Here is a 13,281-nt window from a genome sequence, read left to right on the forward strand (position 1 = left end):
ATGAGTTACTCTTCTAATACCTCTTCCAAAACTTCTTCCAACAAATCTTCACTCGGTGCAAAGTAATATGCACCATCCACGGCAGTAACAAAGTGAAGTAAGCGGTCGTGAATGCCATCACCACTTGTACCAAACATACGTAACAGCATCTGATCAATACGGCTTAAATCCTTTGTATATGCGATAAAGAATAAACCTTGTTCACCTTTACCATCACCATAAGGAAGAGAGTGGCGTAGGATTTCTAACTCCTCACCTTCTTCATCTTCAACCACTGTACGTGCAACGTGAGCATTTTCAGGTTTAACATCGTCATCCAGTTCAATACTTTCAAGTTTAGTACGTCCGATCACTTGTTCTTGAGTATCAACTTTTAACTTTTTCCAATTCTCTAAATTATGTACATAGCGTTGTGCAAATACAAAAGAACCATCTGCAAAAATACCTGCATTTTCACTTAGTAGAGCGGTTTCGCCACGATCATCTGGGAATTGAGGGTTTTCAGTACCATCAATAAAGCCCGTCAAATCACGACCATCCAAATAACGGAAACAAACACGTTCATCGAGAACGTCAACCTGATCTTGAATGCCATCAAAAAAAGCTTGGCTGAGTGCAAAACAAATATCACTACGTGCAGAAGCGATATGAATCAGCACATCTGCAGGAACAACAGGCATTTCAAACGAGCCATGAATTGGATCTAATTGTTTAAATCCTTTAGGTGTTTGATGGTATAGACAAGACCAAAGTTCAGGACCAAATGCCACTGATGTTTTAATTTCAGCATCAGGATGCTGAGTGATTAAACGGTCACGTGTCGTGAATAAATATTCGAGTTTTTGTTTTAAACCATCAATAGACAGATCTTTTAAACGTATAACAATGAAACGTGCATGATTAGAAGGTAATGGCAAAATTACAGATTGGGCTGTCATTGAACGATGGCTCCTCGATTATTTTCTTTCCTATGACTTATTGTGCATCAAGCACCTTATGCTTACATAGGAAAATCTACAAATTTTAAAAATTAAATGGATAAGGTAACTGAGTCAAATGGGTTTATAATTTGAAGCTCTGCTCAAAACTGATTTAAAAAATGTCTTACCAAATGTGGTTTGCCTACATGCTTGCATGTTGGGTGATTAGTATTTCTCCAGGTGCGGGTGCGATTGCATCGATGTCTAGCGGTCTAAACTATGGTTTTAAACGTGGCTATTGGAATGCCATCGGTTTACAACTGGCGCTGGTTGTTCAAATTGGTATTGTGGCGGCAGGGGCGGGGGTGTTACTTGCGACTTCACCTTGGGCATTTTTAGTCATTAAATGGTTTGGTGTTGGATATTTATTATATTTGGCTTATTTACAGTGGAAAGCACCTGTTCAATCGATCGAAATAGCGGTGGATGCTAAACAAAAATCTATTCCTAAACTGATCATGTACGGCTTTTTAGTGAATATGAGTAATCCAAAAGCAATTGTTTTTCTTTTAGCTGTACTGCCGCAATTTTTAGATTTATCCCAACCGCAATGGCCTCAGTACCTGATTATGGGTATCACCATGATTACGATTGATTTGATCGTGATGGCAGGCTACACAGGTTTAGCGGCTAAAGTTCTAAAGTTGTTAAAATCTCCGAAACAGCAAAAATATCTTAATCGTACCTTTGCGGTTTTATTTGCAGGTGCAGCGAGTCTGTTGAGTTTGGTACATCAATAATTTTAGATTTTTCAATTTAAGATACAGACAACAAACCACACACAAAGAAGGTGGATCAATATGAATTATTTAGAATTTTATCTTTATGTGATTAGCGTCGTGATTATGATTGCGACACCAGGTCCAGTCATGATTTTGGTGGCGAGTGCTGGACTCAAAGGTGGATATCGTAAAGCTTTAGAAACAATATTAGGTACAAATTTAGCCTCATTGATACTTATTGCTTTATCAATTTTGATTTTAAAAGGGATGTTCAGTGTTAATGAAAACCTATTCCTGATCATTAAAATTTTAGGCTGTGCTTATATTGCCTATTTAGGCTTTGAAATTTTAAAAGAAGTCCGTCATTCAAAAGAGCAAAGTATAGAAGCATTAAAGCCGATTGATGGTGGCCTTCAAAAAGGGTTCTTGGTTGGTATTTCTAATCCCAAAGATATCATTTTCTTTTCTTCATTCTTCCCACAATTTGTAGGCATTCACCCAGACCTCAATGTCAGCCTGCTCATTCTGGTAGTAGCTTGGATTATTCTTGATTTTTTAACACTGTCAGTGGTTTATCTGGGGTTTAATCAGCTTTCTAGAAGTCAACACTATACAAAGGTTTTGGCATTGTGTGGTTTGGTTCTAATACTCATTGCTTTATATGGTTTATTTTATGTATTCATAAAATACTAATTTTAGATTTTCAATATAGAGATTGAGCTATCTTTGATAGAGCTGTTTTATATCTTTTATCAAATCTTGAAGGTCAGGTTCGTTATTTAGACTATATAAATTGTCGAAAGTATTGGGATTAGACACTAAAAATATTGGAATTTGAGTTGTATCTGACTGTCGGTGTAAAGCTTGGAGGATCATCAATAACTCGTAAATAGCGTGTTTTTCTGTAGAAAACATATTGAGTACTACAGAAGCGCCGTTAAATGCATCTTCCGCAGATAATGTAGCAATATTATTTGCTATGAAGTCTGCTAGATACCATTCATCTGGATAATTTCTACTGCGAAGAGTAGAAATCAACGCCTTAAGGTTGTAAACGAACATATCGAATTTCGTCAAAAATAATGATCAGATTATATGTGAGTATTATTTAAGTAGTACTCTATTAGTTTGTTTTCTTGATTCTTTGCACGACAAAAATTACAGCAAATAGAATCGACATGGTGAGTACGATGCTCAAGCCAGTTGCGATATTGAGTCCTGCACTTGACCATAAACCGATGCTGATACCCAGTTGGGCGATGATAAAAGCCATCAAGACCATTTGTTTTGGGGAGTGAGCAAGTAAACGTGCGGTCAAAGCAGGAATGACCAATAAAGCCCCCATTAATAAAGAACCGACAGCGCGTAAAGCCAATACAGTAAATAACGCAAGCAGGATCATGAAGATCAAGCGTTGCCATTTTGCATTTACACCTTCACTGATCGCGATATCTGGGTCAATCGCAATTTGAATCTGTGCTTTCCAATTTTTATAGAGAACAGCTAGAGCTGTGATAATGACCAAGGCAAAAATGGGTAAGTCTGACCAAGAGATGGTCAGTAAGTCACCAAATAAATAACTCAGTAATTCAGGTCTTAACGCAGGTAAATGCTGAATAAGCAATAAACCTGAGCAGAGTAATGTCGCTGAACATAAAGCCAATAAAGCATCATTTGGCAAACGAGGATCATGTAAAACCCAGAGTACACCCACCAAAAGTAGAGCTGTAAAGGTAACACCAACCCAGAGGGGGAGGGTGAGAATCCCTGCAATTGCCACACCTAACAAAGTACCGTGTGCCATAGTATCTGCAAAAAAAGACATACGACGCCATAGCATCAAACAACCTAATGGTGCAGTCAGAAAAACCAAAAGCGTGCCCATGATCCATGCAGGTAATAGCAGTTGTAACCATTCCATCATGATCTAGGCTTCCGGTTCAGGGTGAATATGTGGACGAGGATCATGCTGGCAAGGCGTAGCAGAATCGCCATGACCACAGTGATCATGATGATGTTGGTAAAATGCTCGGTTAGTACCAAAAATCGCCTGATATTCAGGATGGTTTTGTACAGAGTCTGGTAAACCGCTACAGCAAATGTGTTTATTTAAACAAATGACACGTTGCGTACCTTGCATGACCCATTGCAAATCATGAGACACAATTAGAATCGAGCAACCATAACGATCAGGTAAACTGCGCACATAGTCATAAAGTTCAGCTTCAGACTGAATGTCCAGACCTTGCATCGGTTCATCTAGAACCAATAAATCAGGTTGACGAAGTAAGGCACGTGCTAAAAGCACACGTTGACGCTCACCACCAGAAAGTTGTTGAACTTTTGAATTTTCAAGTTTCGCAATACCAGTATCACGAATGATTTCAGCTTTAGTTGTCGCATCACAATGTTCTAAATCGAGCAAATCTTTTACACGTAATGGTAGGCTATGTGATGGATTGAACTTCTGCGGGACGTAAGCCAGTTTCAACTGTTTTTTGCTTTTAATTTTTCCAGAGTTTGGCTCAACGATACCCAAAATTATTTTGATGAGGGTTGATTTACCTGCACCATTCGGACCAATCAGCGTAATAATTTCTTTCTCACCAATAGAGAAATCAATATTTTTTAAAATATCACGCTCATCAATTCGAACATTAATTTGATCGAGTTGAATCAATGCATTGGCATGTGTTACTTCGAGCACTGTTGGCAAATTCCTGAAATTTCAATAATGCTATGATGCGCTTTAAATTGGTCAGAATCTGCCAATAGATTTAACTGTTGAATTAAACCAGATGCAGAGGCTTCTGTGACTGCATGACATTCATTACAAATCAAAAATGCAGCCTGATGTCCCTCGCGAGGATGACAGCAGGGAATGTAGGCATTGATCGAAGTTAAACGATGAATAAAGCCTTTTTCTAATAAGAAATCTAATGTGCGATATACCGTAGGAGGTGCTGCTGGACGTTCAGTAGAGCCTTTGAGTTTCGCCAAAAGATCATAAGCACCGACAGGGCCAGATGCATTGAGAATGAGTTCGAGCACTTCCTTACGTAAAGGGGTAAGGCGAGCGCCTGAAGTTGCACAAATTGACTCAGCTTCAGCGAGGCGAGCTTGAACATTTGGGTGATCATGGACACCGTGTAACGTATCGTGATGCTCGTGTGAACATAAGCTCATTGCTGACCTCAAGACATTTTATAATAAGGAAATATAAATAAATCATACCATGAAGCATGATCTACTTACGAACGGCATAGGCAATTGTTGCATTTTGTTATAATATAACATGAAATCTGAGTCGGTATATCTTCCAATGCTACGCATTCTTGCTTTCTGTTTATTTTCTATTGTTGCTATGACCAGTTGGGCGCAAGCACCTATGGTGGTTTCTACACATCCTATTTATTTGATTGCCAAAGAAATTACGCAAGGTGTGGAAGAGCCAAAACTGCTATTAGAAAATCAAACTGGGCACGATATTCATATGACACCTGCACATCGTAAGATGATTCAGGATGCTTCATTGGTGATTTGGTTGGGAAAAGCACATGAAGCACCTCTAGCAAATGTACTCTCTACAAATAAAAGTTCAATTGCTTTGTTAGATTCAGGCATTGTTCAAACTTTACCCATGCGAAATGCACGTGGAGTGGCATTAAAAAACACAATAGATACGCATGTATGGCTTGATCCAAATAATGCAGTTCGTATTGGTTTCTTCATGGCGGCTCTCAGATCACAACAATTACCAGAAAATAAAGCAGTCTATTGGTCGAATGCGCGTCAATTTGCACAAAAAATGCTTGTTACATCGCAACAGATTAAAACCACAGCACGATCACAACCGTATTGGGCACTACATGATGCTTATCAATATTTAGAACGTCCTTTGAATTTGAAATTCGCAGGTTCGTTGACTGAAGATACACACATGGCGCCGACTGTAGCACAGATCAAATATTTAAATGACTCTCGTCCACAGCCAAAAATGTGCTTATTGGCTGAAGCCGGTGCGAGCTCAAGTCAGTACAAAAAGCTAGGCAATGTCACTTTTGAAGCAGTTGATGAGAGCTTTACTGCTCAGCAGGATTTTGTGAAAGCATGGCAAGCTTTGGCTAAAAAAGCGCAACTTTGCATTAAAAATAGCCAAAATTGATTCAGATTTAAGCGAAAATTGTATATATCAACAGCAATCTATATTTTCTAATACGAGACTTAGGTCGGGAAAAGATTGCATGTTCAGGGGTGTAACTCTATAATGCCTGCGATTAAAAATAATCATCAGCTAAACTTGTCAAGCATGAATGCTGTGAGTGAGTAAAAAATGAGCCGAACTAGTCGCTTGATTGACCGACGATTAGCGAAAGCTTTAGTCATCTTGCAAGCATGTATGATACCTGTTTCAGCCTTGGTAGCGTGGGTCTTGAAAGACTCAACTGCGGCTTTGAGTGCAGCATTAGGTGCACTCGTATGTTGGCTAGCCAGTTGTTATTTTTCATGGCAGTCGTTCAGAGCTGCAGGTGCAAGAGCTTCGAAACAGGTTCTATCGAACATGTATCGAGGGTTGCTCGGTAAGTTTGCAATAGTGATTGTTGGATTCACTTTGATTTTGATCAATGTTAAACCGTTGTCAGCGGGAGCATTGTTTTGTGGTTTTATACTCGTTCAGACCATGACGTGGGTCGCTCCATTCTGGGCGTCACGACTAGCAAAATGAGTGAAGTCACAACAAAAATTGAAAAGTTTTTTAGAAGATTAACGAGATATCAAGCAGCACGCGATGTTCGTTAACTCTAATTTAGTATTTGACATTAACCAGGTGTGATTTATGGCTGCTGAAGAACATACCCTTACCTCGTCTGAGTATATTCAGCATCACTTAACGAACATGACCTATGGTAAATCACCAGACGGTACGTGGAAGTTAGCTGAGACTGCTGAAGAAGCGAAAGAGATGGGGTTCACTGCTATTCACTTGGATTCAATGGGTTGGTCAATCGGCCTTGGTATCGTTTTTTGCCTATTATTTTGGATGGTAGCGAAAGCTGCAAATGCTGGTATCCCTAGCAAATTCCAAGCGGCAATCGAAATGATTATCGAGTTTGTTGACTCTAGTGTCCGCGACACTTTCCATGGCAAATCACGTTTAATTGCTCCTCTTGCATTAACCATTTTCGTGTGGATTTTCCTCATGAACACAATGGACTTAATCCCAGTTGACTTTATCCCGTATACAGCTCAATTGATCGGTGCACACGTATTTGGTATGGACCCTCACCATGTCTACTTCAAAATCGTTCCAACTACTGACCCTAACGTAACATTAGGTATGGCGTTATCAGTATTTGCGTTGACTATTTTTTATAGTATTCGTGAGAAAGGGCTTGTCGGTTTTGGTGCTGAATTTGCACTCAATCCATTCAATCCAAGTAACCCATTCTTAAAAGCACTTCTAATTCCAGTAAACATTCTTCTTGAATTAGTAACTTTTATTGCGCGTCCAATTTCATTGGCTCTACGACTGTTCGGTAACATGTATGCGGGTGAGTTAATCTTCATTCTTATCGCGTTATTACCTTTCTGGATCCAATGGGCGTTGTCTGTGCCATGGGCAATCTTCCATATTCTTGTTATCACGTTACAAGCTTTCATCTTCATGATGTTAACGATCGTGTATATGAGTATGGCTAGCGAAAAGCATTAATTAATATTTGCTCGACTGCATAAGGCAGTTGGGCTAAAGTTTTTTTGTTTGATTTAAACTCAACCTTGAGGATATTTTCATGGATTTAGTAGTTGGCTTATCTGCTGTTGCAGCTGCTCTTTTAATCGCGTTTGGTGCTTTAGGTACTGCAATTGGTTTTGGTCTTTTAGGCGGTCGTTTCCTTGAAGCTGTTGCTCGTCAACCAGAATTAGCTCCACAACTTCAAACTCGTATGTTCTTAATCGCGGGTCTTCTTGATGCTGTGCCTATGATCGGTGTTGGTATTGGCTTGTTCATTATCTTTGCTAATCCGTTCATCGGCTTGTTGGGTTAATTCGCTAAATTCCGAAATCAACTATTTGAGGAATTGCAATGAATATTAACCTCACATTGTTTGGCCAAGCGATTGCGTTTGCGATGTTTGTCGCATTCTGCATGAAGTTTGTATGGCCACCGCTAATCAATGCGATTAGTGAGCGTCAGCGCAAAATTGCTGATGGCTTAAATGCTGCTGAAAAAGCGAAAGCAGATCTTGCTGATGCGCAAGCACAAGTTAAGCAAGAAATTGATGCAGCAAAAGCACAAGCGGCTCAATTGATTGAACAAGCGAACCGTCGTGGGGCGCAATTGGTTGAAGAAGCTCGTACTCAAGCATCTGCTGAAGGTGAGCGTATTCGTCAACAAGCTAAAGAAGCTGTTGATACAGAAATCAATGCTGCTCGCGAAGAATTACGTCAACAAGTAGCTGCTCTTGCAGTAACTGGTGCAGAGAAAATTCTGAACCAACAAGTTGATCAAGCAGCTCATAATGCCATGCTAACTCAGCTGGCTGCTAAACTTTAAGCGAGGCGATTATGGCTGAATTCTTGACGTTAGCACGCCCATATGCAAAAGCAGCATTTGCTTTCGCTTCTGAGCAAGGTGCAACTGACAATTGGTCAAATGTGTTACAAGTGCTTAGTGCTGCTGTGCAAGATGAAGCATTTTCCGCTTACTTGAGTCGCCCTGAGCTTACTCCTGTAGAGCAGGTGAGTCTTTTTGCAAAAGTTTTAGGTGAAGACCAAACTGCACCAGTGTCAAACTTTTTGACATTGCTTGCTGAAAACAATCGTTTGGCGCTTCTTCCTGAGATTGAAACAGAGTACGAACTGCTTAAATCACAGAATAACAACGTTGTTGATGTAGTGATTGAATCTGCATTACCAATGAATGCTGAACAAGAGCAACTACTTAAAGCTGCATTAGAAAAACGTTTCAATGCACAAGTAGAAGTGAAAGTTGAAGTAAACCCAGCGTTAATCGCAGGTGTTGTTATTCGTGCAGGCGACCAAGTGATAGATGATTCTGCGCTTAACAAGCTTGAAAAAATGCGGACTCGTCTTCTTGCGTAATATTGCTTGAAAATAGCAGCGTAATAGAAGACTGAACTTAATTAAAGATTGAGGTATAGCGCAATGCAACAACTGAATCCATCCGAGATCAGTGCGCTCATTAAACAGCGTATCGGCGATCTGGACACCAGCGCGACCGCTAAGAACGAAGGGACCATTGTTATGGTTTCCGACGGTATTGTGCGTATTCACGGCCTTGCTGATGCAATGTACGGTGAAATGATCGAATTCGACGGCGGCTTATACGGTATGGCACTGAACCTAGAACAGGATTCAGTGGGCGTCGTTGTTTTAGGTAACTACTTAAGCCTTCAAGAAGGTCAAAAAGCTCGTTGCACAGGTCGTGTATTAGAAGTTCCGGTTGGTCCAGAACTTTTAGGCCGTGTAGTAGATGCTTTGGGTAACCCAATTGATGGTAAAGGCCCAATTGATGCAAAATTAACTGATGCTGTTGAAAAAGTAGCACCAGGCGTAATTTGGCGTCAATCAGTGGATCAACCTGTACAAACTGGTTATAAATCAGTAGATACAATGATCCCTGTAGGCCGTGGTCAGCGTGAGTTGATCATTGGTGACCGTCAAACTGGTAAAACAGCAATGGCGATCGATGCGATCATCGCTCAGAAAAACTCTGGCATTAAATGTGTATACGTAGCAATTGGTCAAAAACAATCGACTATCGCTAACGTTGTGCGCAAGCTAGAAGAAACTGGCGCTATGGCGTATACAACTGTTGTAGCAGCAGCTGCAGCCGATCCAGCAGCGATGTTGTATTTGGCTCCATACTCTGGCTGTACAATGGGCGAATACTTCCGTGACCGTGGTGAAGATGCGTTAATCATTTATGATGACTTATCTAAACAAGCTGTTGCGTATCGTCAAATTTCATTGCTTTTACGCCGTCCACCAGGTCGTGAAGCGTACCCAGGTGACGTATTCTATCTTCATAGTCGTCTACTTGAACGTGCTTCTCGTGTATCTGCTGACTACGTTGAGAAATTCACTAACGGTGAAGTTAAAGGCCAAACTGGTTCATTAACTGCATTGCCGATTATTGAAACTCAAGCGGGTGACGTATCTGCATTCGTACCAACGAACGTAATTTCTATTACTGATGGTCAGATCTTCCTTGAAACATCATTATTCAACGCAGGTATTCGTCCTGCTGTGAACGCGGGTATCTCTGTATCTCGTGTTGGTGGTTCTGCGCAAACTAAGATCATCAAAAAATTGTCTGGTGGTATCCGTACTGCTTTAGCACAATACCGTGAATTGGCAGCGTTTGCTCAGTTCGCTTCTGATCTTGACGAAGCAACTCGTAAGCAATTAGAACATGGTCAACGTGTAACTGAATTAATGAAGCAAAAACAATATGCTCCATATTCAATTGCTGACCAAGCTGTATCTGTATATGCATCTAACGAAGGCTACATGGCTGACGTAGAAGTGAAGAAAATCGTAGACTTTGATGCTGCGTTAATTTCTTACTTCCGTTCAGAAAATGCTGCGTTAATGCAACAAATCGATGAGTCTGGTGATTACAACAAAGACATCGAAGCAGCATTCAAAGCAGGTATTGAAAGCTTTAAAGCGACTCAAACTTACTAATTTTCAAACTGTTGAAATTTAGTGTCGGTTTGGTTCACGGAATCAACCTTCGGAGGCTCGAAAGGGCCTTCGAATACTAGGTTAAGCGTATGGCAAATTTAAAAGAAATTCGCGCCAAAGTAGCTAGTATCAAAAGCACGCAGAAAATTACTCGCGCGATGCAGATGGTAGCAGCTTCTAAGATGCGTCGTGCGCAAGAGCGCATGGCTCAGGGCCGTCCGTATGCCGAAAATATGCACCGTGTAATTGCTCATTTAGTACAAGCGAATCCTGAATACAAACACCGTTATATGGTTGAACGTCCTGTGAAGCGCGTTGGCTATATCATTGTTTCTTCAGATCGTGGTTTGGCAGGTGGTTTGAACATTAACTTGTTCAAAAAAGTTGTTAAACATGTACAACAGCAACAAGAGCAGTCAATTGAAGTTCAATTTGCTTTAATTGGTCAAAAAGCGGTTTCGTTTTTTAAAAACTACGGCGGTAAAGTACTGGGTGCTACGACAAATGTCGGCGATACACCGAGTCTTGAACAGTTATCTGGTTCTGTACAAATTATGTTAGACGCTTACGATAAAGGCGAGTTAGATCGCATTTATTTAGTGTCAAACGGCTTTGTGAATGCCATGACTCAAGATCAAAAGATCGAACAACTTGTTCCTTTAGCTGCGTCTGAAGAAGACAAGGGTCTAAACCGTCAATACGGTTGGGACTATATCTATGAACCAGAAGCTGAAGAGCTATTAAATGGTTTATTGGTTCGTTATATCGAGTCTGTGGTATACCAAGGTGTGATTGAAAACATCGCGTGTGAGCAGTCTGCTCGTATGGTTGCAATGAAAGCTGCAACTGATAACGCTGGTGATTTGATCAAGAACCTACAACTTATTTATAACAAGCTGCGTCAAGCCGCGATTACTCAGGAAATTTCTGAGATCGTTGGTGGTGCCGCTGCCGTTTAACATTATTTTGAATTGAGGAGACAGCAATGAGTAGCGGTCGTATCATTCAGATCATCGGCGCGGTTATCGACGTCGAGTTTGAACGCAATAGCGTTCCTAAGATCTATGACGCTCTCCACGTTGACGGTACTGAAACTACATTAGAAGTTCAGCAACAACTTGGTGATGGCGTAGTTCGTACAATTGCAATGGGTTCTACTGAAGGCCTTAAGCGTGGCTTGAACGTAACTAATACTGGCGCTCCGATCTCTGTACCTGTAGGTACAGCGACTCTTGGTCGTATTATGGACGTTTTGGGTCGCCCTATCGATGAAGCTGGTGATGTTGCTACTGAAGCACGTTTACCAATTCACCGCCAAGCGCCTTCTTATGCTGAACAAGCTGCTTCTACTGACCTTTTAGAAACTGGTATTAAAGTCATCGACTTACTTTGCCCGTTTGCTAAAGGTGGTAAAGTTGGTCTGTTCGGTGGTGCGGGTGTTGGTAAAACCGTTAACATGATGGAGTTGATCAACAACATCGCTAAAGCTCACTCAGGTTTATCTGTGTTTGCTGGTGTTGGTGAGCGTACTCGTGAAGGTAACGATTTCTACCACGAGATGAAAGACTCTAACGTTCTTGATAAAGTAGCAATGGTTTACGGTCAGATGAACGAGCCACCAGGTAACCGTTTACGCGTTGCGTTGACTGGTTTGACTATGGCTGAGTATTTCCGTGACGAGAAAGACGAAAACGGTAAAGGCCGTGACGTTCTATTGTTCGTAGATAACATCTATCGTTACACACTTGCGGGTACTGAAGTATCAGCACTTTTAGGTCGTATGCCTTCAGCTGTAGGTTACCAGCCAACTCTTGCAGAAGAGATGGGTGTTCTACAAGAACGTATTACTTCTACTAAGTCTGGTTCTATTACGTCAATCCAAGCGGTATACGTACCTGCCGATGACTTAACAGATCCATCGCCTGCTACAACGTTTGCTCACTTAGATGCAACTGTTGTATTGAGCCGTGACATCGCATCTTCTGGTATTTACCCAGCGATCGATCCACTAGACTCAACTTCACGCCAATTAGATCCGTTAGTTGTTGGTCAAGAGCATTATGAAATTGCACGTTCTGTACAGAACATTTTGCAACGTTATAAAGAGCTTAAAGACATCATCGCGATTCTTGGTATGGACGAATTGGCTGAAGAAGACAAACTTACTGTATACCGTGCACGTAAGATCCAACGTTTCTTCTCTCAACCGTTCCACGTAGCTGAAGTATTTACTGGCGCGCCTGGTAAATTAGTATCTCTTAAAGAAACGATTCGTGGCTTTAAAGGTCTTCTAGCTGGTGAATACGACCACATTCCAGAACAAGCGTTCTATATGGTTGGTGGTATTGACGAAGTGATTGCTAAAGCTGAGAAACTTTAATTAGTTCCCTAATTTAGGAGATTCTCATGTCGACTATGCAATGTGACGTTGTAAGTGTTAAAGAGTCTTTGTACTCAGGCACTGTAACTATGCTAATTGCTAAAGGTGCTGGCGGTGAGTTAGGTATTATGCCTGGCCATGCTCCGCTAGTAACTTTGCTTCAACCTGGCGCGATCCGCGTTGTGTTGGAAAACGGTACAGAAGAATTAATCTATGTATCTGGTGGTGTTCTAGAAGTTCAACCGCATGTCGTTACGATTCTTGCAGATACTGCAGTTCGTGCACACGATTTAGATGAAGCTGCAATTATTGAAGCGCGTAAAAACGCTGAAGCATTGCTTGCAAATCAAAAGAGCGAGTTGGACACTGCTGCTGCACTTGCTGTCTTGGCAGAAACTGTTGCACAGTTGGAAACGATCCGCAAAATCAAAAACCGCGCTCAATAAGAGACGGTTTGAGATTGAAAAAACCACCCGAAAGGGTGGTT

Annotated in this window: 17 protein-coding genes; 12 read left to right on the forward strand and 5 right to left on the reverse strand. The window is 41.1% G+C overall.

From position 1 onward, the window contains the following. Window positions 1-5: 5 nt before the first annotated feature. Window positions 6-938, reverse strand: a complete 933-nt coding sequence (locus AC5YDM_RS11165) for a Dyp-type peroxidase (RefSeq protein WP_496152182.1) — start codon at window positions 936-938, stop codon at window positions 6-8. 161 nt (window positions 939-1,099) lie between these two features. On the opposite strand from AC5YDM_RS11165, the gene AC5YDM_RS11170 reads away from it, so the two are divergent. Together AC5YDM_RS11170 and AC5YDM_RS11175 are read left to right on the forward strand one after the other, a co-directional pair. After that, a complete protein-coding gene (locus tag AC5YDM_RS11170; RefSeq protein WP_496152183.1) occupies window positions 1,100-1,720 on the forward strand; it encodes a LysE family transporter in 621 nt (206 codons plus the stop codon). 60 nt (window positions 1,721-1,780) lie between these two features. Then, a complete protein-coding gene (locus AC5YDM_RS11175) occupies window positions 1,781-2,395 on the forward strand; it encodes a LysE family translocator (RefSeq protein WP_496152184.1) in 615 nt (204 codons plus the stop codon). 27 nt (window positions 2,396-2,422) lie between these two features. Here AC5YDM_RS11175 and AC5YDM_RS11180 read toward each other — a convergent pair whose 3' ends face one another. The 4 genes from AC5YDM_RS11180 to AC5YDM_RS11195 all read right to left on the reverse strand — a co-directional run bounded on the left by AC5YDM_RS11180 (window position 2,423) and on the right by AC5YDM_RS11195 (window position 4,888). Next, window positions 2,423-2,764: a hypothetical protein gene (locus AC5YDM_RS11180; RefSeq protein WP_496152185.1), complete on the reverse strand. Its 342-nt coding sequence runs from the start codon at window positions 2,762-2,764 to the stop codon at window positions 2,423-2,425. A gap of 61 nt (window positions 2,765-2,825) precedes the next feature. Then, a complete protein-coding gene (gene znuB, locus AC5YDM_RS11185; protein ID WP_496152186.1) occupies window positions 2,826-3,626 on the reverse strand; it encodes a zinc ABC transporter permease subunit ZnuB in 801 nt (266 codons plus the stop codon). A 3-nt stretch (window positions 3,627-3,629) separates the two neighbouring features. Further along, a complete protein-coding gene (gene znuC / locus AC5YDM_RS11190; protein WP_496152187.1) occupies window positions 3,630-4,418 on the reverse strand; it encodes a zinc ABC transporter ATP-binding protein ZnuC in 789 nt (262 codons plus the stop codon). Then, window positions 4,397-4,888 (reverse strand): transcriptional repressor, encoded by a 492-nt coding sequence (locus AC5YDM_RS11195; RefSeq protein WP_496152188.1) that lies wholly within the window; start codon window positions 4,886-4,888, stop codon window positions 4,397-4,399. Before AC5YDM_RS11195 ends, znuC begins: the two co-directional genes overlap by 22 nt. A 136-nt stretch (window positions 4,889-5,024) precedes the next feature. Here AC5YDM_RS11195 and AC5YDM_RS11200 point away from each other — a divergent pair, with 136 nt between their 5' ends. The 10 genes from AC5YDM_RS11200 (at window position 5,025) to AC5YDM_RS11245 (ending at window position 13,240) form a co-directional block, all read left to right on the forward strand. Then, window positions 5,025-5,867 (forward strand): metal ABC transporter solute-binding protein, Zn/Mn family, encoded by an 843-nt coding sequence (locus tag AC5YDM_RS11200; protein WP_496152218.1) that lies wholly within the window; start codon window positions 5,025-5,027, stop codon window positions 5,865-5,867. Between the two features lie 168 nt (window positions 5,868-6,035). Continuing rightward, window positions 6,036-6,428 carry an ATP synthase subunit I gene (locus AC5YDM_RS11205; RefSeq protein ID WP_496152189.1) on the forward strand — a complete coding sequence of 131 codons (393 nt, stop codon included), beginning with the start codon at window positions 6,036-6,038 and terminating at the stop codon, window positions 6,426-6,428. Between the two features lie 111 nt (window positions 6,429-6,539). Next, window positions 6,540-7,415, forward strand: coding sequence for a F0F1 ATP synthase subunit A (gene atpB / locus AC5YDM_RS11210; RefSeq protein WP_496152190.1), 876 nt, complete (start codon window positions 6,540-6,542; stop codon window positions 7,413-7,415). Between the two features lie 79 nt (window positions 7,416-7,494). Further along, entirely contained in the window at window positions 7,495-7,749 is a 255-nt protein-coding gene (atpE, locus tag AC5YDM_RS11215; RefSeq protein WP_107008918.1) for a F0F1 ATP synthase subunit C, read from the forward strand. Between the two features lie 38 nt (window positions 7,750-7,787). Further along, the gene (locus tag AC5YDM_RS11220) at window positions 7,788-8,258 is read left to right on the forward strand and encodes a F0F1 ATP synthase subunit B (protein ID WP_496152191.1); all 471 of its coding nucleotides are present in this window, start codon (window positions 7,788-7,790) and stop codon (window positions 8,256-8,258) included. An 11-nt stretch (window positions 8,259-8,269) separates the two neighbouring features. Beyond that, window positions 8,270-8,806 (forward strand): F0F1 ATP synthase subunit delta, encoded by a 537-nt coding sequence (locus tag AC5YDM_RS11225; protein ID WP_496152192.1) that lies wholly within the window; start codon window positions 8,270-8,272, stop codon window positions 8,804-8,806. Window positions 8,807-8,869: 63 nt separating this feature from the next. After that, window positions 8,870-10,414, forward strand: coding sequence for a F0F1 ATP synthase subunit alpha (gene atpA, locus AC5YDM_RS11230; RefSeq protein ID WP_496152193.1), 1,545 nt, complete (start codon window positions 8,870-8,872; stop codon window positions 10,412-10,414). Between the two features lie 89 nt (window positions 10,415-10,503). Then, window positions 10,504-11,373, forward strand: coding sequence for a F0F1 ATP synthase subunit gamma (gene atpG / locus AC5YDM_RS11235; RefSeq protein ID WP_496152194.1), 870 nt, complete (start codon window positions 10,504-10,506; stop codon window positions 11,371-11,373). 26 nt (window positions 11,374-11,399) lie between these two features. Then, window positions 11,400-12,794, forward strand: a complete 1,395-nt coding sequence (gene atpD / locus AC5YDM_RS11240; RefSeq protein ID WP_496152195.1) for a F0F1 ATP synthase subunit beta — start codon at window positions 11,400-11,402, stop codon at window positions 12,792-12,794. Window positions 12,795-12,820: 26 nt separating this feature from the next. Continuing rightward, window positions 12,821-13,240 carry a F0F1 ATP synthase subunit epsilon gene (locus tag AC5YDM_RS11245; protein WP_496152196.1) on the forward strand — a complete coding sequence of 140 codons (420 nt, stop codon included), beginning with the start codon at window positions 12,821-12,823 and terminating at the stop codon, window positions 13,238-13,240. Window positions 13,241-13,281: the final 41 nt, after the last annotated feature.

Source organism: Acinetobacter sp. CY81, assembly GCF_059515925.1.